The sequence below is a fragment of the Microbacterium sp. R86528 genome, from assembly GCF_044596335.1.
Lineage (GTDB): Bacteria > Actinomycetota > Actinomycetes > Actinomycetales > Microbacteriaceae > Microbacterium > Microbacterium marmarense.
The window spans coordinates 2,054,320-2,070,261 of record NZ_CP138996.1 but is presented as its reverse complement, the minus strand read 5'-3'; the positions used below and the strand labels follow the sequence as shown (position 1 = coordinate 2,070,261).

The 15,942-nt window shown below is 64.0% G+C and carries 18 protein-coding genes; 6 read left to right on the top strand and 12 right to left on the bottom strand.

Going from position 1 to position 15,942, the window contains the following annotated elements; all coding sequences use genetic code 11:
• Positions 1–34 precede the first annotated feature (34 nt).
• Positions 35–403 (bottom strand): sterol carrier family protein, encoded by a 369-nt coding sequence (locus tag SJY18_RS09580; protein WP_337336802.1) that lies wholly within the window; start codon positions 401–403, stop codon positions 35–37.
• A gap of 65 nt (positions 404–468) precedes the next feature.
• Between SJY18_RS09580 and purD the strand changes: the two genes are divergently transcribed.
• Positions 469–1,734, top strand: coding sequence for a phosphoribosylamine--glycine ligase (purD, locus tag SJY18_RS09575; RefSeq protein ID WP_396667381.1), 1,266 nt, complete (start codon positions 469–471; stop codon positions 1,732–1,734).
• A gap of 11 nt (positions 1,735–1,745) precedes the next feature.
• Here the strand turns inward: purD and SJY18_RS09570 are convergent, their stop codons facing one another.
• Together SJY18_RS09570 and SJY18_RS09565 are read right to left on the bottom strand one after the other, a co-directional pair.
• Positions 1,746–2,933 carry a mechanosensitive ion channel family protein gene (locus tag SJY18_RS09570; RefSeq protein ID WP_396667380.1) on the bottom strand — a complete coding sequence of 396 codons (1,188 nt, stop codon included), beginning with the start codon at positions 2,931–2,933 and terminating at the stop codon, positions 1,746–1,748.
• A 67-nt stretch (positions 2,934–3,000) separates the two neighbouring features.
• Positions 3,001–3,162, bottom strand: a complete 162-nt coding sequence (locus tag SJY18_RS09565) for a hypothetical protein (RefSeq protein WP_337336799.1) — start codon at positions 3,160–3,162, stop codon at positions 3,001–3,003.
• Positions 3,163–3,300: 138 nt separating this feature from the next.
• Here SJY18_RS09565 and SJY18_RS09560 point away from each other — a divergent pair, with 138 nt between their 5' ends.
• Positions 3,301–4,206: a phosphoribosylaminoimidazolesuccinocarboxamide synthase gene (locus SJY18_RS09560; protein WP_337336798.1), complete on the top strand. Its 906-nt coding sequence runs from the start codon at positions 3,301–3,303 to the stop codon at positions 4,204–4,206.
• 40 nt (positions 4,207–4,246) lie between these two features.
• On the opposite strand, the gene SJY18_RS09555 is transcribed toward SJY18_RS09560, so the two are convergent.
• The 7 genes from SJY18_RS09555 to SJY18_RS09525 all read right to left on the bottom strand — a co-directional run bounded on the left by SJY18_RS09555 (position 4,247) and on the right by SJY18_RS09525 (position 11,496).
• A complete protein-coding gene (locus tag SJY18_RS09555; protein WP_396667379.1) occupies positions 4,247–4,996 on the bottom strand; it encodes a cytochrome c biogenesis CcdA family protein in 750 nt (249 codons plus the stop codon).
• Positions 4,996–5,538 (bottom strand): thioredoxin family protein, encoded by a 543-nt coding sequence (locus tag SJY18_RS09550; RefSeq protein ID WP_396667378.1) that lies wholly within the window; start codon positions 5,536–5,538, stop codon positions 4,996–4,998. Before SJY18_RS09550 ends, SJY18_RS09555 begins: the two co-directional genes overlap by 1 nt.
• Positions 5,539–5,643: 105 nt before the next feature.
• The gene (locus SJY18_RS09545) at positions 5,644–6,657 is read right to left on the bottom strand and encodes a LacI family DNA-binding transcriptional regulator (RefSeq protein ID WP_337336795.1); all 1,014 of its coding nucleotides are present in this window, start codon (positions 6,655–6,657) and stop codon (positions 5,644–5,646) included.
• 33 nt (positions 6,658–6,690) lie between these two features.
• Positions 6,691–8,133, bottom strand: a complete 1,443-nt coding sequence (locus SJY18_RS09540; RefSeq protein WP_337336794.1) for a GH1 family beta-glucosidase — start codon at positions 8,131–8,133, stop codon at positions 6,691–6,693.
• Between the two features lie 60 nt (positions 8,134–8,193).
• On the bottom strand, positions 8,194–9,108 hold the full coding sequence (locus tag SJY18_RS09535) for a carbohydrate ABC transporter permease (protein ID WP_396667377.1): 915 nt from the start codon (positions 9,106–9,108) through the stop codon (positions 8,194–8,196).
• On the bottom strand, positions 9,105–10,133 hold the full coding sequence (locus tag SJY18_RS09530; RefSeq protein WP_337336792.1) for a sugar ABC transporter permease: 1,029 nt from the start codon (positions 10,131–10,133) through the stop codon (positions 9,105–9,107). The genes SJY18_RS09535 and SJY18_RS09530 overlap by 4 nt, the downstream gene beginning before the upstream one ends.
• A gap of 82 nt (positions 10,134–10,215) precedes the next feature.
• Positions 10,216–11,496, bottom strand: coding sequence for an ABC transporter substrate-binding protein (locus SJY18_RS09525; RefSeq protein ID WP_396667376.1), 1,281 nt, complete (start codon positions 11,494–11,496; stop codon positions 10,216–10,218).
• Between the two features lie 271 nt (positions 11,497–11,767).
• On the opposite strand from SJY18_RS09525, the gene purS reads away from it, so the two are divergent.
• Positions 11,768–12,016, top strand: a complete 249-nt coding sequence (gene purS, locus SJY18_RS09520; RefSeq protein WP_337336790.1) for a phosphoribosylformylglycinamidine synthase subunit PurS — start codon at positions 11,768–11,770, stop codon at positions 12,014–12,016.
• The gene (gene purQ, locus SJY18_RS09515) at positions 12,013–12,720 is read left to right on the top strand and encodes a phosphoribosylformylglycinamidine synthase subunit PurQ (RefSeq protein ID WP_396667375.1); all 708 of its coding nucleotides are present in this window, start codon (positions 12,013–12,015) and stop codon (positions 12,718–12,720) included. Before purS ends, purQ begins: the two co-directional genes overlap by 4 nt.
• A gap of 7 nt (positions 12,721–12,727) precedes the next feature.
• Here the strand turns inward: purQ and SJY18_RS09510 are convergent, their stop codons facing one another.
• Positions 12,728–13,165 (bottom strand): DUF1761 domain-containing protein, encoded by a 438-nt coding sequence (locus SJY18_RS09510; protein ID WP_396667374.1) that lies wholly within the window; start codon positions 13,163–13,165, stop codon positions 12,728–12,730.
• Between the two features lie 91 nt (positions 13,166–13,256).
• Here SJY18_RS09510 and SJY18_RS09505 point away from each other — a divergent pair, with 91 nt between their 5' ends.
• Positions 13,257–14,183, top strand: a complete 927-nt coding sequence (locus SJY18_RS09505) for a 2-hydroxyacid dehydrogenase (RefSeq protein ID WP_396667373.1) — start codon at positions 13,257–13,259, stop codon at positions 14,181–14,183.
• A gap of 8 nt (positions 14,184–14,191) precedes the next feature.
• On the opposite strand, the gene SJY18_RS09500 is transcribed toward SJY18_RS09505, so the two are convergent.
• A complete protein-coding gene (locus tag SJY18_RS09500) occupies positions 14,192–14,761 on the bottom strand; it encodes an NTP transferase domain-containing protein (RefSeq protein ID WP_396667372.1) in 570 nt (189 codons plus the stop codon).
• A gap of 49 nt (positions 14,762–14,810) precedes the next feature.
• On the opposite strand from SJY18_RS09500, the gene SJY18_RS09495 reads away from it, so the two are divergent.
• The gene (locus SJY18_RS09495) at positions 14,811–15,938 is read left to right on the top strand and encodes an XdhC family protein (protein ID WP_396667371.1); all 1,128 of its coding nucleotides are present in this window, start codon (positions 14,811–14,813) and stop codon (positions 15,936–15,938) included.
• The last annotated feature ends 4 nt before the right edge of the window (positions 15,939–15,942 follow it).

Below are 15,942 nucleotides of genomic sequence, written 5' to 3'. Positions count from 1 at the left end.
CACCGCATGCGCGCGAGCGCGCCACGCGGCTTGGTCAGGGCCGAAGCGGCAGCAGGTCTGAGACGTCGGCGCGCACTCCCGACGCTGAGATGCGGCCTGCGGCCGTCGCATCCACCCACTCCTGTTCGCCCGTCGCCAGCGCGATCCACGTGAGCGGTTCCATTTCAACCACGTTCGGCGGTGTGCCGCGAGTGTGACGTGGTCCCTCAACCACCTGAACGGCGCCGAACGGCGGCACGCGCACCTCAACGCTGTGGCCGGGTGCCTTCTCTGCGAGCAGCTGCAAGAGGTAGCGCACAGCGGTAGCGAGGTCGGTGCGCGCGGGAACCTCGTTCGATGCAGAGGCGGCTCGCACGGCCGTTAGCGCGGAGCGTCCGTCGGCGGTAGAGATGCTGCGTGGCATGGGCCAACGCTACGCCCGAATCCGAGGCGCCTGTGCCGACGGGCAAGGATCGGTAGGCTGGCCGGGTGAAGATTCTGGTCCTCGGTTCGGGCGCGCGCGAGCACGCCATCATCCTCGCTCTTCGTGCAGAGGAGGCCGCTCACGACATCTTCGCTGCGCCGGGAAACGCCGGCATCGCTCGAGACGCCAGCTTGGTCGCGCTCAGTGCCACCTCGCCAGCCGAGGTCACGACGTTCGCCTTCGAGAACTCCATCGACCTCGTGGTGATCGGACCCGAGGCTCCCCTCGTCGCCGGCGTTGCTGACTCGTTGCGCGAGCGCGGCATTCCGGTATTCGGTCCGGGCAAGGCCGCCGCGCAGCTCGAGGGTTCGAAGACCTTCGCCAAGCGGGTGATGGATGCTGCGGGCGTCCCCACCGGCCGCGCTTCGCGCGCTGTCACCCGTGCCGAGGTCGAAACGGCGATTGACGAGTTCGGCGCACCCTACGTGGTGAAGGCTGATGGACTCGCCGCGGGAAAGGGTGTGATCGTCACGAACGATCGCGCCGCAGCCCTCGACCACGCCGACACATACCTGCCGACCGGGGCGGTTCTGGTTGAAGAGTTTCTCTCGGGCCCTGAGGTGTCGCTGTTCTTTCTCAGCGATGGTGACCACGTGCTGCCGCTCAGCCCGGCGCAGGACTTCAAGCGTCTGCTCGACGGTGATGAGGGACCGAACACCGGCGGCATGGGCGCCTACTCACCGCTGCCGTGGCTCGACGAAAAGTTCGGCAGCGAAGCCGGATTCGTCGATCTCGTCACTCGCGATGTCGCCGAGCCGGTCATCCGCCAGCTCGACGCAGAGGGAACTCCATTCATCGGGCTTCTCTACGCGGGCCTGATTCTCACCGATCAGGGCGTCAAGGTCATCGAGTTCAACGCCCGCTTCGGCGACCCCGAAACCCAGGTCGTGTTGCCTCGCCTGCTCGATCCGCTCTCGGAGTTGCTGCTGGCTGCTGCGTCGGGCCATCTCGAAGATTTCCCGCGGCCGTCGTTCTCGCCTCAGGCGGCCATCACCGTTGTGCTGGCGAGCGAAGGCTACCCGCAGGCTCCCCTCACCGGTCGCCCGCTCGATGGGCTGGACGCCGCAGCCTCCGCCGCAGGCGTGCATATCGCGCACGCGGCGACCGCTGACAGCGAGGGCTCGCTCCTCGCGACCGGCGGGCGCGTGCTGAGCGTCGTCGCCACCGCAGAAACCTTCGCTGGCGCACGCGAGCTCGCATATGACGCTGTGGGCCAGATCACGCTCGACGGCGGTCAGTTTCGCGGCGACATCGCGGCACGAGTCGTCTGAGCCGAGGAGCTTCAGCGCTCACTCGCCCAGCGTTCAGCCTCGTCGGCGTCGATCGTCGCGATCGAGCCGGTGAACTGCTCGGCGCGCTCCTCACCTTCGGCTGACCCGGTGAACAAGCCGGCGTGCTGATCGCTCGCCTCTGGACTGACACTAGGCTCTTCCGGTGCTGGCTCAGCCACAAGCTGCACTCGGGAAATCGGCAGTGCCGACTTCTTGTCGTGCAACCACTCGACGAACTCTTCGCGCACGAAACAGCGCAGATCGAACAGTGTTGGCGCGTCGACGGCAGTCAGCAGAATACGCACCCGCACGGTGTTGTTCACCGCCTCAGTCACCTGCAGTACTTTGGCGCGCCGGTCCCACAGCTCGGTGCGCTCGAGAATGACGTCGAGCTGTTGACGCATCTCTGACGGCCTCACTCGCCAGTCGAGGTCGAACTCGATTGATCCCAGAAGCTCGCTCGAGCGACGGGTCCAGTTTTCGAACGGCGTAGTGGTGAAGTAGGTTGACGGCAGCACCAACCGCCGGTCGTCCCAGATGTGCACGACGACGTACGTGAGCGTGATCTCTTGGATGCGACCCCACTCGCCTTCGACGACTACCACGTCATCGACGCGAACAGCATCGCTGAACGCGATCTGCACCCCGGCGAATACGCTCGCGAGGGTCGATTGAGCGGCAAGCCCCGCCACGATTCCTGCCACGCCGGCTGAGGCCAACAGACTTGTGCCGATTGTTGCGAGCGCGGGAAAGGTGACAAGAATCGCGCCAGCCGCAAAAACCACCACCACAGCGACCAGCAGCCGACGAATGAGCGTGAGCTGCGTCTGCCGACGGCGCGCGACCAGATTGTCTTTCGACCCCAACGGCAATCGCGCCATCGCGACGCCGAACCCGAATGAGATCGCCGCGCCGATGAACCACGCGGCTGCAGCGATGGTGGCGATGACAAGCCCGTGCGCCACGGTCTCAGATGAATCAGGCGCCGGCCACGAGAGCAGAAAGGCGACCCACAGCGCGATGACGACGATCAGCACTCTGAAGGGCGCACGCACTGTCGCCGAGAGGGTGGCGGGCCACCGCTTCTTTCGCGAGATGCGCTTGAGCGCTGCCGCGACGACGATTGCCACCACGACCGCTGCGATCAGCGCGATGGACATCACGACCGTGAGGCCGAGCCATGACTTCAGTTCGAACAAGGTGCTCCTCCTGCCGGGCTGAAAGGGTGTTCTACCCTAGCGTCCGATAGGAGGAGCCCACGAGGCGCTAAGACTTGCGCCCTGCGATTGCTTGCATCAGCCACCAGATCAGGCCGATGACGAGCACGACCAAACCGATCCACAGCAAGAACTTGGCGACTTCGACGAATGCTCCGAGCAGAATGAGCACGATTGCGACGACGATGAGAATGATGATCCATGCGGGCATGATTGTTCCTTCCGCGTGCGTAAATACGAACCTGAGACAACGACGCTATCGACGCGCCCACGACGATGCCAGCCGGTTGCGTTCGCTACTCTCACACGCTAAGCACGCGCGCGAGCCGATAGCGGCAATAATGGGCGAGTGACAAACGAGACTGACCTGCCCGGCTGGAAGCACATCTATTCGGGAAAGGTGCGCGACCTGTACGTTCCCGCGGAGATGCCCGACGGTGAGGTTTCGAACCGGATGCTGGTTGTGGCCAGCGACCGAGTCAGTGCGTTTGACCACGTGCTCAGCCCCGGCATTGCCGGCAAAGGTGAGCTGCTCACGACCCTGAGTATGTGGTGGTTTGCCCAGCTTGCCGGCCTCGACGGCGGGCGCAGCATCCCGAATCACCTGGTTGCCGATGGTGAGACCGAAATCCCGCATGCGGTCTCGGGTCGATCGATGCACGTGCGCGGCCTGCAGATGTACCCCGTCGAATGTGTCGTGCGCGGTTACCTGACCGGTTCTGGCTGGGCCGAGTATCAGGCAAGCGGCACCGTGTGCGGCATCGCGTTGCCAGATGGGCTGAACGACGGAGACCGGCTGCCCGAGCCGATCTACACCCCGGCCTATAAGGCTCCGATGGGTGAGCACGACGAGAACATCTCGTACGAGCAGACTGTCGAGCTTGTCGGAGCCGACGTGGCTGCCGCGCTGCGAGACACCTCGCTCGAGATCTACGAACGCGCCGCAGCCCTGGCCGAAGCCCACGGACTGATTCTGGCCGATACGAAGTTCGAGTTCGGCGCCGATGCCGAGGGAGTGCTCACGCTTGCCGATGAGGTGCTCACGAGTGATTCGTCGAGGTATTGGGATGCTGCTGCGTGGGCATCGGGCACGACGCCCAAGGAGCGCATGGCCAGCTTCGACAAGCAGATCGTGCGGGACTGGCTTGCCGCCAACTGGAACAAAGAGGGCACTCCCCCGGAACTGCCCACGGAGGTCGTTGAGCGCACTAGCGCACGCTACCGCGAGCTGATTGAAATGCTCACCGAGCGCTGAGGCGTACCCGGTCGCCACTGCTCTGAGTGGCGCGCGGCGCTCAGCCCAGCAGCATCCGCTCGAGATTCTCAATCGGGGCATACCAGCCCTGCTCGAGCATCCAGGTCTGCACGAGGCGGTCCCACCCGAGTGCCACTGCGACTCCCACAATCACCAGCAAGCCACCGATCACGCGTCTGAAGACTCCGTGCGGGTCTGCGAGCCAGCCGAGCTTGCGCACCAGCGCGGTGCCGGCAATCGCAATGCCCATCAGCGCGAGAGCGAGCCCGATGGCGTAAGCCGAGATGTAAACAACACCGAGACCGAAAGACGCTGGCAGCACGGCCGCGATGATGAGCGCATAGGTGGGGCTGCAGCTGCTGAACGCTGGACCGAGCGCTGCGCCGAGCGCAATGTCACCGCCGAGGCCGCCCTTGCGGTAGCTCGCGTCAAGCAGGCGGCCGCCGCCAGCCTGCCACCCGAAGCGCACTGTGAGGCGCTCCCACACCATGGGAAAGAGCATGGTCAGACCGAGCACCGCGACGATGACGCCCGAGATCGACTGCCAGATCCACGCCGGAATGCCCAGCAGAGCGGTGGTCGCCTTCAGCAGCAGGGTGAATGCGACGACCGAGACGGCAAGAGATGCGGCGATGATGAGGGGGCGAAACCACTGCTTCTCTGCGAGCTTCGCGTCTGATCCGGTGCGCACAGCCGTGCCGCCGACGATCACCGGCAGCAGCGGCAGAACGCACGGCGCAAGAACGGTGAGCACGCCGGCGGCGAACGACACCAGGGTGAGCGCAAGCATCAGCCAGTGAGACCGAGACCGGCAAGCGCGAAGTCGAGCGACGGGTCTTCGTATGGAATGAATGTGGTGAGCGCGTTGCCTGCGCTGTCGAGTTCGACCAGCGTGGTCTGCTGGGTGACCCCGTACTGCTGACGAAGATCTTGGTTTGAGTCGTAGTCGACCTTCAGAATCGTGATGCCGTCGGGCACACCCGAGCCGCGAATGTCTTCGTCAAGGGCGCGGCACTGCGGGCACCATGTGGCGTGAAAGAACAACACGGGAGTGCCTTCGGCTGACGCGAGTGCAGCCTCGCTGTATTCGACGTAGGCGCCAGGCGTCACGCTGTCGGCTGCTGGCTCACTCGTCGACTCGTCGGCGGAATCTTCAGACGTATCGTCATCGCTCACGTCGTCAACCGCCATCTCGGTCTCTGCGGGCGATGGGGTCGTAACAGCGACAGTGTCGCTCTCATCACCGTTGCTGAGAGAAACGGCGACGGCGCCGCCCACGCCCAGTACAAGCACGCCAGCAATGACCAGTCCGACTACGGCTCCACTCTTCATGCCTCTATCCTGCCCCGCGCTTCAGGCGCAAGGCAGACGAGGGTATTACGAAGTGCACACGCTCGCTCATCGGCAAGCCGCCTCGCACGGTGCAGAACGAGGTGTCTAGACCGATGAGCGCAGCACGAGCTCAGTTTCGAGGATCGTGACGTGACGCGGATGTTTTCCTGCGAGACGATCAAGCAGCACGTTGGCCATGCGCTCGCCCTGGGCAAACGAGGGCTGACGCATCGTGGTCAGTTGCGGAGAGACCGCGAGCGCGACGGGCGAGTCATCAAAACCGACGATCGCAATGTCGTCGGGAACACGCAAGCCCGCGGCAGCGAGCACACCCATCGCTCCCTGGGCCATCAGATCGCTCGCACAAAAGAGCGCGTCGGGGCGTGCGCCGCTGGCGAGCATCCGGCGCATCGCGTTGGCCCCGCCCTCGGCGGTGAACCCGCCCGGTTCGATTGCGATCTCGTCAAGGTCGTGTTTTGCGAGCGCGTCGCGATAGCCCTGCAGTCGGTCAACTCCCGCTGGCATGGTCAGTGACCCGGTGATGGTCGCGATCTTCTTGTAGCCCGACTCGATCAGATAGGTCGTCGCGTCGTGAGCTCCGCGCACGTTGTCGACGTCGACGTAATAGTCCTGCTCGCGCTCGCGCACGGGACGACCACCATAGACCACGGGCACCGCGCTGGCGATGCGATCGATGAAGAGGTCGCTGGTGTGGTGCGACACGATGATCGCCCCGTCGACGGCACCGCTGCGCACATAGCTTGTCGTTTTATCGCCGGGGTCGTCGCTCGCGATGAAGAGGTTCATCACATAGTTGGAACTGCTCAACCGAGAATGGATGCCCGAGACGACTGCCGCAAAGAAGGGATCGCCGAAGAACCGGGTGGTGTCTTCGGGAACGACCAAAGCGATCGCGTGCGTCTGCCGGCTCGCCAGCGAGCGAGCCGCGCGATTTGGCACGTAGTTCAAGGCGGCAATCGCGCGCTGTACCGACTCGAGTGCTTCAGGGCTCACCGCCGTTGAGCCGTTGACAACACGCGACACGGTCGATCGAGAGACACCCGCGGCAGTGGCGACCTCTTCGATCGTGGCGGCGTCACGCACCGTCTCTATGCTCATGACAGCTCCCCTCACTGCGATGCTAGTCGGGCGTCAGAGCGCTCGGGCACCGATCACTCGGGCGTACTCTCTTCCGCTGTCCTTTACTGACCGCTCCTGCGTGTCGTAATCCACGCGAACAATGCCGAAGCGCTTCTCGTAGCCCCAGGCCCATTCGAAGTTGTCGAGGAACGACCAATAGAAGTAGCCCCTCACATCGACTCCTGCGTCAACAGCGTCAAGGATCGCTCCGAGGTGACCGGTCAGAAACGACACCCGCTCGTCGTCGTGCACCCGAACCTCGCCGTCTTCGACGACGCGCTCGTCGTCGAATGCTGCTCCGTTCTCGGTGACGTAGAGCGTCACACCCTTCGGCGCGCTGTATTCGTCGGAAACGCGCTTGAGTAGGCGAGTGAGCCCCTCGGGCTGAACCTCCCAGTGCATCGAGGTGCGATCGAGACCGCGTTCGTGCCAATGGATATTCTGCGATGCCGGAAAAGCCGGCGCGCTCTCGCGTTTGGTGGGGGCATCGCCCGCGACCGGGGCGACCTCGGGAGCCTCACCGCCGACGAACTCACCGTGGTAGTAGTTGACGCCGAGTGAGTCGATCGCCGACGAGATGATGTCGAGGTCTCCAGGACGCACTGCCTTTTCGAAGGACTCGATCGCGGCAGCATCCACCCCCCGAATGTCTTCAACGATGTCTGCCGGGTACTCGCCGCGGAAGATCGGGTCGAGGAACCAACGGTTGAACTGACCGTCGATGCGGCGTGCAGCGTCGACATCGGCCGGGCTCTCAGCGTCTACCGGGTCAGCGACCGTGAGGTTGAGCGTGATGCCCAGATTCAGCGAGGAGTCCCGAGCGCGCAGTTCGCGCACGGTTTGTCCGTGCCCCAGCAAGAGATGATGAGAGGCCAGAGCGCCCTCTTCGATGCTGTAGTGCCCCGGTGCGTGGACGCCAGCCGTGTAGCTGAGGAACGATGAGCACCACGGCTCGTTGAGAGTGGTCCAGACGTTCACGCGGTCGCCCAGCGCGTCGTGCATAGTCAGTGCATACTCGGTGAAGCGCTCAGCCGTGTCGCGGTTCGCCCAGCCGCCCTTGTCTTGCAGTGCCTGAGGCAGATCCCAGTGGTAGAGCGTCAGCCACGGCAGGATATCTGCGCCGAGCAGCTCATCGACCAGGCGATTGTAGAAGTCGACGCCCTTCTCATTCACCGCACCGCCATCGGGGCGCACACGAGCCCACGACGTTGAAAAACGATACGTCTGCAGACCCATCGACTTCATCAGCGCGACGTCGCCTTCATAGCGGTGGTAGTGGTCACAGGCCACGTCGCCGTTGTCGGCGTTGATCACCGCTTCTGGCACTCGGCAGAACGCGTCCCAAATCGAATCGCGGCGGCCGTCTTCGTGGGCGGCTCCTTCGATCTGGAAGGCTGCGGTCGCGGCTCCGAAGAGAAAGTTCGCGGGGAACTCGCGGGGGTTAGTCGCAGTCATGTGGACGGCGTCCTTCCTTGGGGTGTAGCGGGGAGAGAAAAGCGTGCGGGTGGGGGGCTGTCAGCCCTTGACCGCACCGGCCATGATGCCACTCACGAGCTGCTTGCCAGCGAAGGCGAACAGGATGAGAAGCGGGATGGTCGACAGCAGCACACCGGCGAGCACCACCGAGTAGTCGACGAAGTAGTTCGACTGCAGCAACGACAACGCGACCGGAAGGGTGGGGCTCGAGCGGTCTAGCACGATGAAAGGCCAGAAGAACTGGTTCCACGCGTTGATGAAGGTGAACAGGAAGAGCATCGCAGCCGCGGGGCGTGCGGCAACAACTCCGACCGTCCAGAATGTGCGAATCTGCGAGGCCCCATCGACACGTGCAGCCTCGATCAGCTCGTCGGGAACGCTCTGAGTGAGGTACTGAGTCATCCAGAACACACCGAAGGCAGTGATCAGCGCCGGCACGATGATCGCGCCGATCGTTCCGGTCCAGCCCCAGTCCGAGAAGAGGATGTACAGCGGCACGACACCGAGCTGCATCGGAACTGCCATGGTTGCCACAACGAACGCCAGCAATGCGGGTCCGCCGCGGAATTTGAGCTTGGCGAACGCCCATCCCGCAAGAGTGGAGAAGACAACCACTGACATCGCGATGATCGTCGAGCTGTAGATCGAGTTCCACAGTGCCAACCAGAAGTTCACCGCCGGGTCGTTGACGACCGACATCGCGTTGTCGATGAAGTTGCCACCGGGCCACCACGACAGGTTCGGGTTGTTGATGGTCGATGCATCGCCAGAGCCGATGAGGAACGACCAGTAGTACGGGAAGATCGCGGATACGACAACCACGCCGAGACCTGCGTAGACCCAGAATCCGGGACGCATGCCACGAATCTTGCGCGCGCGGTTCTTGCGAGGGGGCTTCGCCGCGTTGGGAATGCTTTCTTCCATGATCGCCAGGGGCGGGGTATTGGTGCTCATCGCGTGACTCCCTTGCGTCCACGGCGCGGAGTCTTCACGCCACGCCCTCCCTCGTCGCGCACGAGGCGGCGCGTGATGAGGAGGTTGATCATTCCGATGACCAGGATGATGATGAACAGAATCCAGGCCAACGCGGCTGCGCGACCGAAGTTGAAGTCGCCCCAACCGATGTTGTAGAGGTACAGCGTGATCGTGAGCCACTGCTGGGCGGCACCGCCCTGGCCGACGTTGTCGTACATGCGCGGCTCATCGAAGATCTGCAGACCACCGATGGTCGATGTGATTACGACGAAGATCAGGGTGGGCTTCAACGACGGGAGCGTGATGCTCCAGAACTGGCGGAATGCGCCAGCACCGTCGACAGTGGCCGCTTCGTAGAACTCTCGAGGAACTGCCTGCATCGCAGCCAGCAGGATCAATGCGTTATAGCCGGTCCAACGGAAGTTGACCATCGTCGCGATAGCGATGTGGCTCCAGAACGGGTCAACGTGCCACGCGATCGGAGCGATGCCGATGCTGCCGAGGATGTTGTTCACCAGGCCATGGTTGTCGCCGAACATGTTGCTGAAGATCAGCGCGACGGCGACGGGCGCCATCACGAAGGGAAGGAGCACGCTCATGCGCCAGAAGGTCTTCGCCCGAATGTTGCGGTCGAGCATGGCGGCGATGAAGATCGCGAGCGCCAGCTGCGGCACGGACGAGAGCAAGAAGATGCTGAAGGTGTTGCGAAGTGACGTCCAGAACTTCGGATCGTTGAGGATCCAGACGTACTGTTCGAATCCGACCCACGAGCCGGTGTTGCGAACGAGGTCCCATTCTTGGAATGAGATGACAGCGGTGAACGCGATCGGGAAGAGCCCGACGATCGCGAACATGATGAAGAACGGCGAAATATAGAGGTACGGTGCGAACTTGAGGTCCCACCGACTCATCTTGTTTTTGAAGGAGAGCGGGGGCTTGGGCTGCCCGGCACGTGGACCGGGCGATGCCGGTGACGTCTGGGCGCGGGTGTCGGTCGCGGTCACGTGAGACTCCATAGAGGCAGATCGGGCAGAGGTAAACAGTGGGGGCCGCGCCGCGTGGCGCGGCCCCCACCAATTCAGATCATCAGAAGGCTTCGACCTCTGCGACCCAGGTGTTCCACGCGGTGTCTTCATCTTCGGTTCCGTCGAAGACGCGAGTCACTGCGTTCTGGAGAGCGTCGTGGTACTGGAAGTACACGGCGTCTTTGAAGGGAGCAACGGTGACTGCCTCGGCGCGGTCAGAGAGAATCTGGCCGGTCGGAGCGTCGTTGAAGTACTCGTCGGTCGCATCGGTCAGCGTCGGGTCTTCGTATGCCTCGAGCTGGCTCGGGAACGTGCCTGCCTCAGCGAACGCTGCAACCTGCTGCTCAGGAGCGGTCAGCCAGTCAGCCAGGTCAAGAGCTGCATCGACGTTGGCGCCGTCAGCAGGAACGGTCAGGTACGAGCCGCCCCAGTTGCCGCCACCGTTCGGGAAGACATCGGCGATGTCCCAGCCTTCGACGTCGGGCGCGCTGCCCGAGATCACGCCGAGCATCCAGCCCGGGCACAGCATGGTGGCGAATTCACCGTTGGCCATTGAAGCGAACCAGTCGTCCGACCACTGACCGGCATAGGCCGAGTTGGGGATCGCACGCTCGGTCACGAGCTCGTAGGCAGCTGAGACCTCGGGGTTGGTCGTCGCGATGACGGCGCCGTCGGGCTCGGTGTAGGTGTACTCGAGCTGGTTGACGATGCCCTGGAGCACCGAGTTGGCCGAGTCGATCATGGGCTTGCCCGTGGCTGCCATGTACTCGTCTGCGACATCGAGGAAGTTGTTCCAGTCGCCGTCGAACAGCGCGGCAACTTCGTCACGATCAGACACGAGGCCCGCGTCTTCGAAGAGGTCTGCGCGGTAGCAGATAGCCTGCGGGCCGATGTCGGTTCCGAAGCCGACCAGGCGGCCCTCGGGATCGGTTGCTGCGGCTTCCTTCCAGTCGAGCCAACGGCCCTTGACGCTGTCAGGAGCCTCCGCGAGCAGGTCGGAGTACTGCATGGCTTCGGCGAACCAGTCGATCTCGACTGCTTCAACGTCTGCCAGGCCGCCCTTGCCGAGCTTCTGGAAGTAGTTGGCACGAGCGTCGCCGGACTCGGCGGCGCGGTTGTGTACAACGGTCACGTTCGGGTTGGCATCCATGTACTCCTGGAGGAGCTCATCGGTGTAGCCGAAGTCGTTGAACGTGGCGATCGTGAGGGTGATTTCCTCGTCGGAAGAACCCGAATCGGTCGATGCGTCATCACTGCTGCCAGCGCAGCCGGCGAGGACGATAGCGGAAGCTGAGAAAGCGGCGACGGCCGCTGCACTCCTGCGGAAGGCTCGAGAGTTCACTGTCACTCCTTTGTGTTTGTCAGGGTCAGATATGTGTTGCAGGGTTTGCGGCTAGGAACTCATGTCTTGGCCACGTTGCCGTGGGAGCGTTCCCACCGGACTCAAGTCACGGTACGGGAGCGCTCCCACGAAAGTCAAGGGAGCGCTCCCACGAGTCGGTCACAGTTTGGTCACGACCCGCAGTTGGGCTGCTTCGACACGAGGACAGTGCGCGCCTGCGGCGCAACGTAGACTTGCAGCGTTCCCTTTTCCGCGACTTCCGGAGCCTTTAATGCCCACTATCGTCGTTGACGTCATGCCCAAGGCCGAGCTTCTGGACCCGCAGGGAAAGGCCGTCTCAGGCGCGTTCTCGCGTTTGGGAGTCTCAGACTTCACCTCGGTGCGCATCGGCAAGCGTTTCGAACTCACGGTCGACGGCGAGGTCACAGAAGAGGTGCTCGCTGAGGCAAAGCGCGTCGCCGATGAGATTCTCTCTAACTCAGTGATCGAAGACGTCGTCGGCATCGAGGTCGTAGCGTGACCACCCGCATCGGGGTCATCACGTTCCCCGGTTCGCTCGATGACCGCGACGCGCAGCGCGCGATCGAGATCGCCGGCGCCACCCCCGTCGCTCTCTGGCACGGCTCGCACGATCTCGACGGCGTCGATGCCCTCGTATTGCCCGGTGGTTTCAGCTACGGGGACTATCTGCGGGCCGGATCGATCGCCGCACTCGCGCCGATCATGGTCGAGGTGAAGGCTGCTGCCGCAAAGGGCATGCCCGTGTTGGGAATCTGCAACGGTTTTCAGATGCTGGTTGAAGCGCACCTGCTGCCGGGTGGCCTCATTCGAAACGCCCACCAGCAATTCATCCGCCGTGACCAGAGGCTCGTCGTCGAGAGCACGTCCACCGCTTGGACCTCAGACTTCACGACTGGCCAAGAGATCGTCATTCCGCTCAAGAACGCGGACGGTGGCTACATTGCTGCCGACGACGAGCTCGACCGACTCGAGGGCGAGGGGCTCGTTGCGTTCCGCTATGCGGGCGTCAACCCCAACGGTTCGCTGCGCGATATCGCCGGTATCGCCAACGACCGCGGCAACGTCGTAGGCCTGATGCCACACCCCGAACACGCCGTGGAAGAGGGGTTCGGCCCCAACACGCCAGCCGCGATGCGCTCGGGCATCGATGGGCTCGGTTTCTTCACCTCTGCGATCGCGGCCGTCGTCGGCGCCGCCGCGTAGCCGCTGACTAGACGGTTACGGCGGGCGGCCAGACGCCGATGATGATTGACATCACCAGTACGGTCACCAATTCGTGGGCGATGTTCATCACGGTGAGCGACGTCGGGCGGCCCTCAAAGGCATCGTGCGTGATGAAGCGCGCCGCCGTAAAGCCGGCCCACAGAATTACACCGGTGCCCACCGCCGCGAGCAGATAGCCCCCGCCATAGAAGTGCCACGCGATCGTGGTGGCGCCAGCGAGCACCCACGCAGACACGAAGCTGACCAGCACGGTGACGATGATCGGCATCATCGCCGCTAGCGGTGTCATTTCACGATTCAGATCGACATGAGCCAGCTTCGCCCATCGAGTGCCGAAAACCTTCGGGGTGTACCAAATCGAGCCGACAATCATTGTCGACAGCGTGGCTAGAATCACGGCCCAATAGTTGATCTCGGGAACCATCACGCGCCTCCTTGTGTGGCTATTCAGCCGTATCGCGAGAGTAGCGCTCAAGTGTGCGCCGCGGTAGGCCGGTCGACGCTAGCGTTGAGGGGTGAGCACTCCCTCGATACTCGTGACCGTTCCCAGCGACCGACTCGCCACCGATCTTGGCGTCATGCCCGATGGCGTCGAATTGCAGGTGTGGGCGATGGATTCCCCTGCCCCCGCACAGCGCATCGATCTCGTCGTGCCGCCCTACATGTCGATGTCGAACATGCTGTCGCGTCTTGAGGGTGTTGAGGTGGGTCTCGTGCAGAGCCAGTCAATCGGCTACGACGGGGTGCGCGACATTCTGCCGAGCGGCATGCGGTTCGCGAACGCCGCATCGGTACACGAAGCCTCTACTGCCGAGTTGGCTGTCGGGCTGGTGATCGCTGCGCAGCGCGGCATTCCCGACTTCGTGCGCGCCCAAGACCAGCGCCGTTGGATGTCACACAGCGCGGACAGTCTCGCCGATCGACGGGTCATGCTGCTCGGCTACGGCGGCGTGGGCAAGGCGATTGCGGCGCGCCTCAAGCCTTTCGAAGTCGATCTGTTCGCCGTGGCATCGAGCGCCCGCGTCGAAGAAGGCATGCCTGTGAGAGCGGTCGAAGAACTGCCCGAACTGCTGGGCGACACCGAGATCGTTGTCATCTCGCTTCCCGGCGGCGACGCCACTCGCGGGATCGTCGACGATGCCTTCTTGTCAGCCCTGCCAGACGGGGCACTCGTAGTGAACGTCGGTCGTGGTCCGCTCATCGACACGGACGCACTGGTGGCCCACACCAGCCGTGGGCGCATTCGGGCGGCGCTCGACGTCACCGATCCAGAGCCGCTACCCGAGGGTCATCCGCTTTGGGAGCAGCCCGGTGTGCTGATCGCGCCCCACGTCGGTGGCAACTCCAGCGCGATGCGCCCTCGCATCGCACGCTTGGTCAGGTCGCAGATCGAGCGGCTGGCAGCCGGTGACGAGCCGCTGAATATCGTGATCGACGGTTGACGGACCCGCTAGGCGCGCGTATCGATGTCGGCGCCTGACCACAGGTCCGCGCAGTCCACCTCGGTCGCCGCGTGCGCGGCGAGATAGGCGCGAGCTCCACTGTCTGCGGTGAGAGCGCGCGCGAGGGGCTCGAAGTGCTCACAGCCCACGGCCACGGGGTGGCCCGGTGTGCGTGCGTACATGGCCTGAACAAGCGCTGACCGCGGCTGAGAGCCAAGTTCGCTGATCACTCGACGCACCGCGGCAGCTGCCGCCTCGGGCGTGTCTACCGGAGTGATGACGGCAACATCGAAGCCTGCCGCGGCCTGCAGCCCGCCGCGAATAGTGGCCGACAGTCCGTCGGCCCAGTTGTGCACGTCGACGACGCGGGCGCGTTCGTCGACAAGCAGGCGCACTTCTTCACCTCGAGCACCCACGAGCACGACGACCTCGTCGCATCCGGCGTCGCGCAGCATCTCGGTCGCAAGTCGCACCCAAGGCGTGCCGTCGGCGGCACGCGCCAGACCTTTGGGAAGGCCGTAGCGGGTGCCAGCTCCCGCAGCGAGCACCAGTCCGCAGATTCTGACCTGTTCACACATTTACGACAGCGTATCGAGTCCGAAACACACGGTAATTAGCGTGGGGTGCATGTTCGAACTCGCGAAAGACGTGCTGCCCGTATTGCGCAGCGGTGAATCCGTCGCAATTGTGACGATCACCGGCGTCGCCCGCAGCGCTCCGCGCGGACTGGGCGCCTCGATGGCAGTCACCGAATCTGGTGCCATCATCGGCTCGATCTCGGGCGGTTGCGTAGAGAGTGACGCGGGGATGCTCGCGCTCACCGCAATTGCCTCGGGCACCGGACAGGCGGCGAAGTTCGGCTTCTCTGATGACGACGCCCACGCCGCCGGTCTTGCCTGTGGTGGCAGCATCGACGTGATTGCGTACCCGCTGCGCGCCGATGACTCCGCAGCAATCCGTGCGCTCGAAGCAGCCGCCGCGCACCGCGCCGCAGCTGTGGGACTGATCACTTCAGGCCATAGTGCGGGACGGGTATTGGCGATGGATGCCCTGGGCACCGTGATCGACACGGCAAATAGCGCTGCCCTCGCCAACGCACTGCGCGAGCGCCAGTGCGCGATCCTTCCCGGCGCATATGCCGGCTCTGACGTTCTCATGCTTGCCTTCGCACCGCCGCCGCGACTCATCATTCTGGGCGGCGGTGAACATGCCGCCGCGCTGTGCCGGGTTGCTGCGGTCTCGGGCTTCGACGTGACGGTGTGCGACGCGTGGGACTCGCTGGTGACCGCGGAGCGATTTCCCGCCGCGGTTGAGCGGGTCACCGGCTGGCCGCACGAGTATCTGGCTGCATTGCACTCCGATGACGTCGATGAGCGAACCGCGATATGCGTTCTGACGCATGACACGCGACAGGACATACCCGCGTTGCGCGCTGCCCTGTCGATGCCCATCGGTTTCGTCGGTGCGATGGGCGCACGCAGCACCGTCGATGTGCGGGCGAGTCTGCTGCGTGAGCAGGGCGTCTCAGACGTCGACCTGGCGAGGTTGCACTCGCCGTTAGGACTCGACCTTGGCGGCTCGAGCCCCGACGAGACCGCACTGTCGGTGCTCGCCGAGATCGTCGCTGCCCGCCACGGCGGCTCGGGCGCCCCCCTTCGTGACGGCAGCGGTCCACTGCACACAGACCTGTTGCGCGCCGACCTTCTGGGCTCGGCGCCTTCGTGCGCTGTGCCTTCGCGCAGCGCCAGCTCGTAGCCCC

Bases quoted from the DNA above. Each gene is read 5' to 3' on its own strand.
- SJY18_RS09555 (WP_396667379.1), bottom strand. From the start codon at position 4,996: ATGCTTGCGCTCACCCTGGTGTCGTTCGCCGCCGGCGTGCTCACCGTT.
- SJY18_RS09500 (WP_396667372.1), bottom strand. From the start codon at position 14,761: ATGTGTGAACAGGTCAGAATCTGCGGACTGGTGCTCGCTGCGGGAGCT.
- SJY18_RS09495 (WP_396667371.1), top strand. From the start codon at position 14,811: ATGTTCGAACTCGCGAAAGACGTGCTGCCCGTATTGCGCAGCGGTGAA.
- purS (WP_337336790.1), top strand. From the start codon at position 11,768: ATGCCCACTATCGTCGTTGACGTCATGCCCAAGGCCGAGCTTCTGGAC.
- SJY18_RS09510 (WP_396667374.1), bottom strand. From the start codon at position 13,165: ATGGTTCCCGAGATCAACTATTGGGCCGTGATTCTAGCCACGCTGTCG.
- SJY18_RS09565 (WP_337336799.1), bottom strand. From the start codon at position 3,162: ATGCCCGCATGGATCATCATTCTCATCGTCGTCGCAATCGTGCTCATT.
- SJY18_RS09540 (WP_337336794.1), bottom strand. From the start codon at position 8,133: ATGACTGCGACTAACCCCCGCGAGTTCCCCGCGAACTTTCTCTTCGGA.
- SJY18_RS09550 (WP_396667378.1), bottom strand. From the start codon at position 5,538: ATGAAGAGTGGAGCCGTAGTCGGACTGGTCATTGCTGGCGTGCTTGTA.
- SJY18_RS09580 (WP_337336802.1), bottom strand. From the start codon at position 403: ATGCCACGCAGCATCTCTACCGCCGACGGACGCTCCGCGCTAACGGCC.
- SJY18_RS09535 (WP_396667377.1), bottom strand. From the start codon at position 9,108: ATGAGCACCAATACCCCGCCCCTGGCGATCATGGAAGAAAGCATTCCC.
- SJY18_RS09545 (WP_337336795.1), bottom strand. From the start codon at position 6,657: ATGAGCATAGAGACGGTGCGTGACGCCGCCACGATCGAAGAGGTCGCC.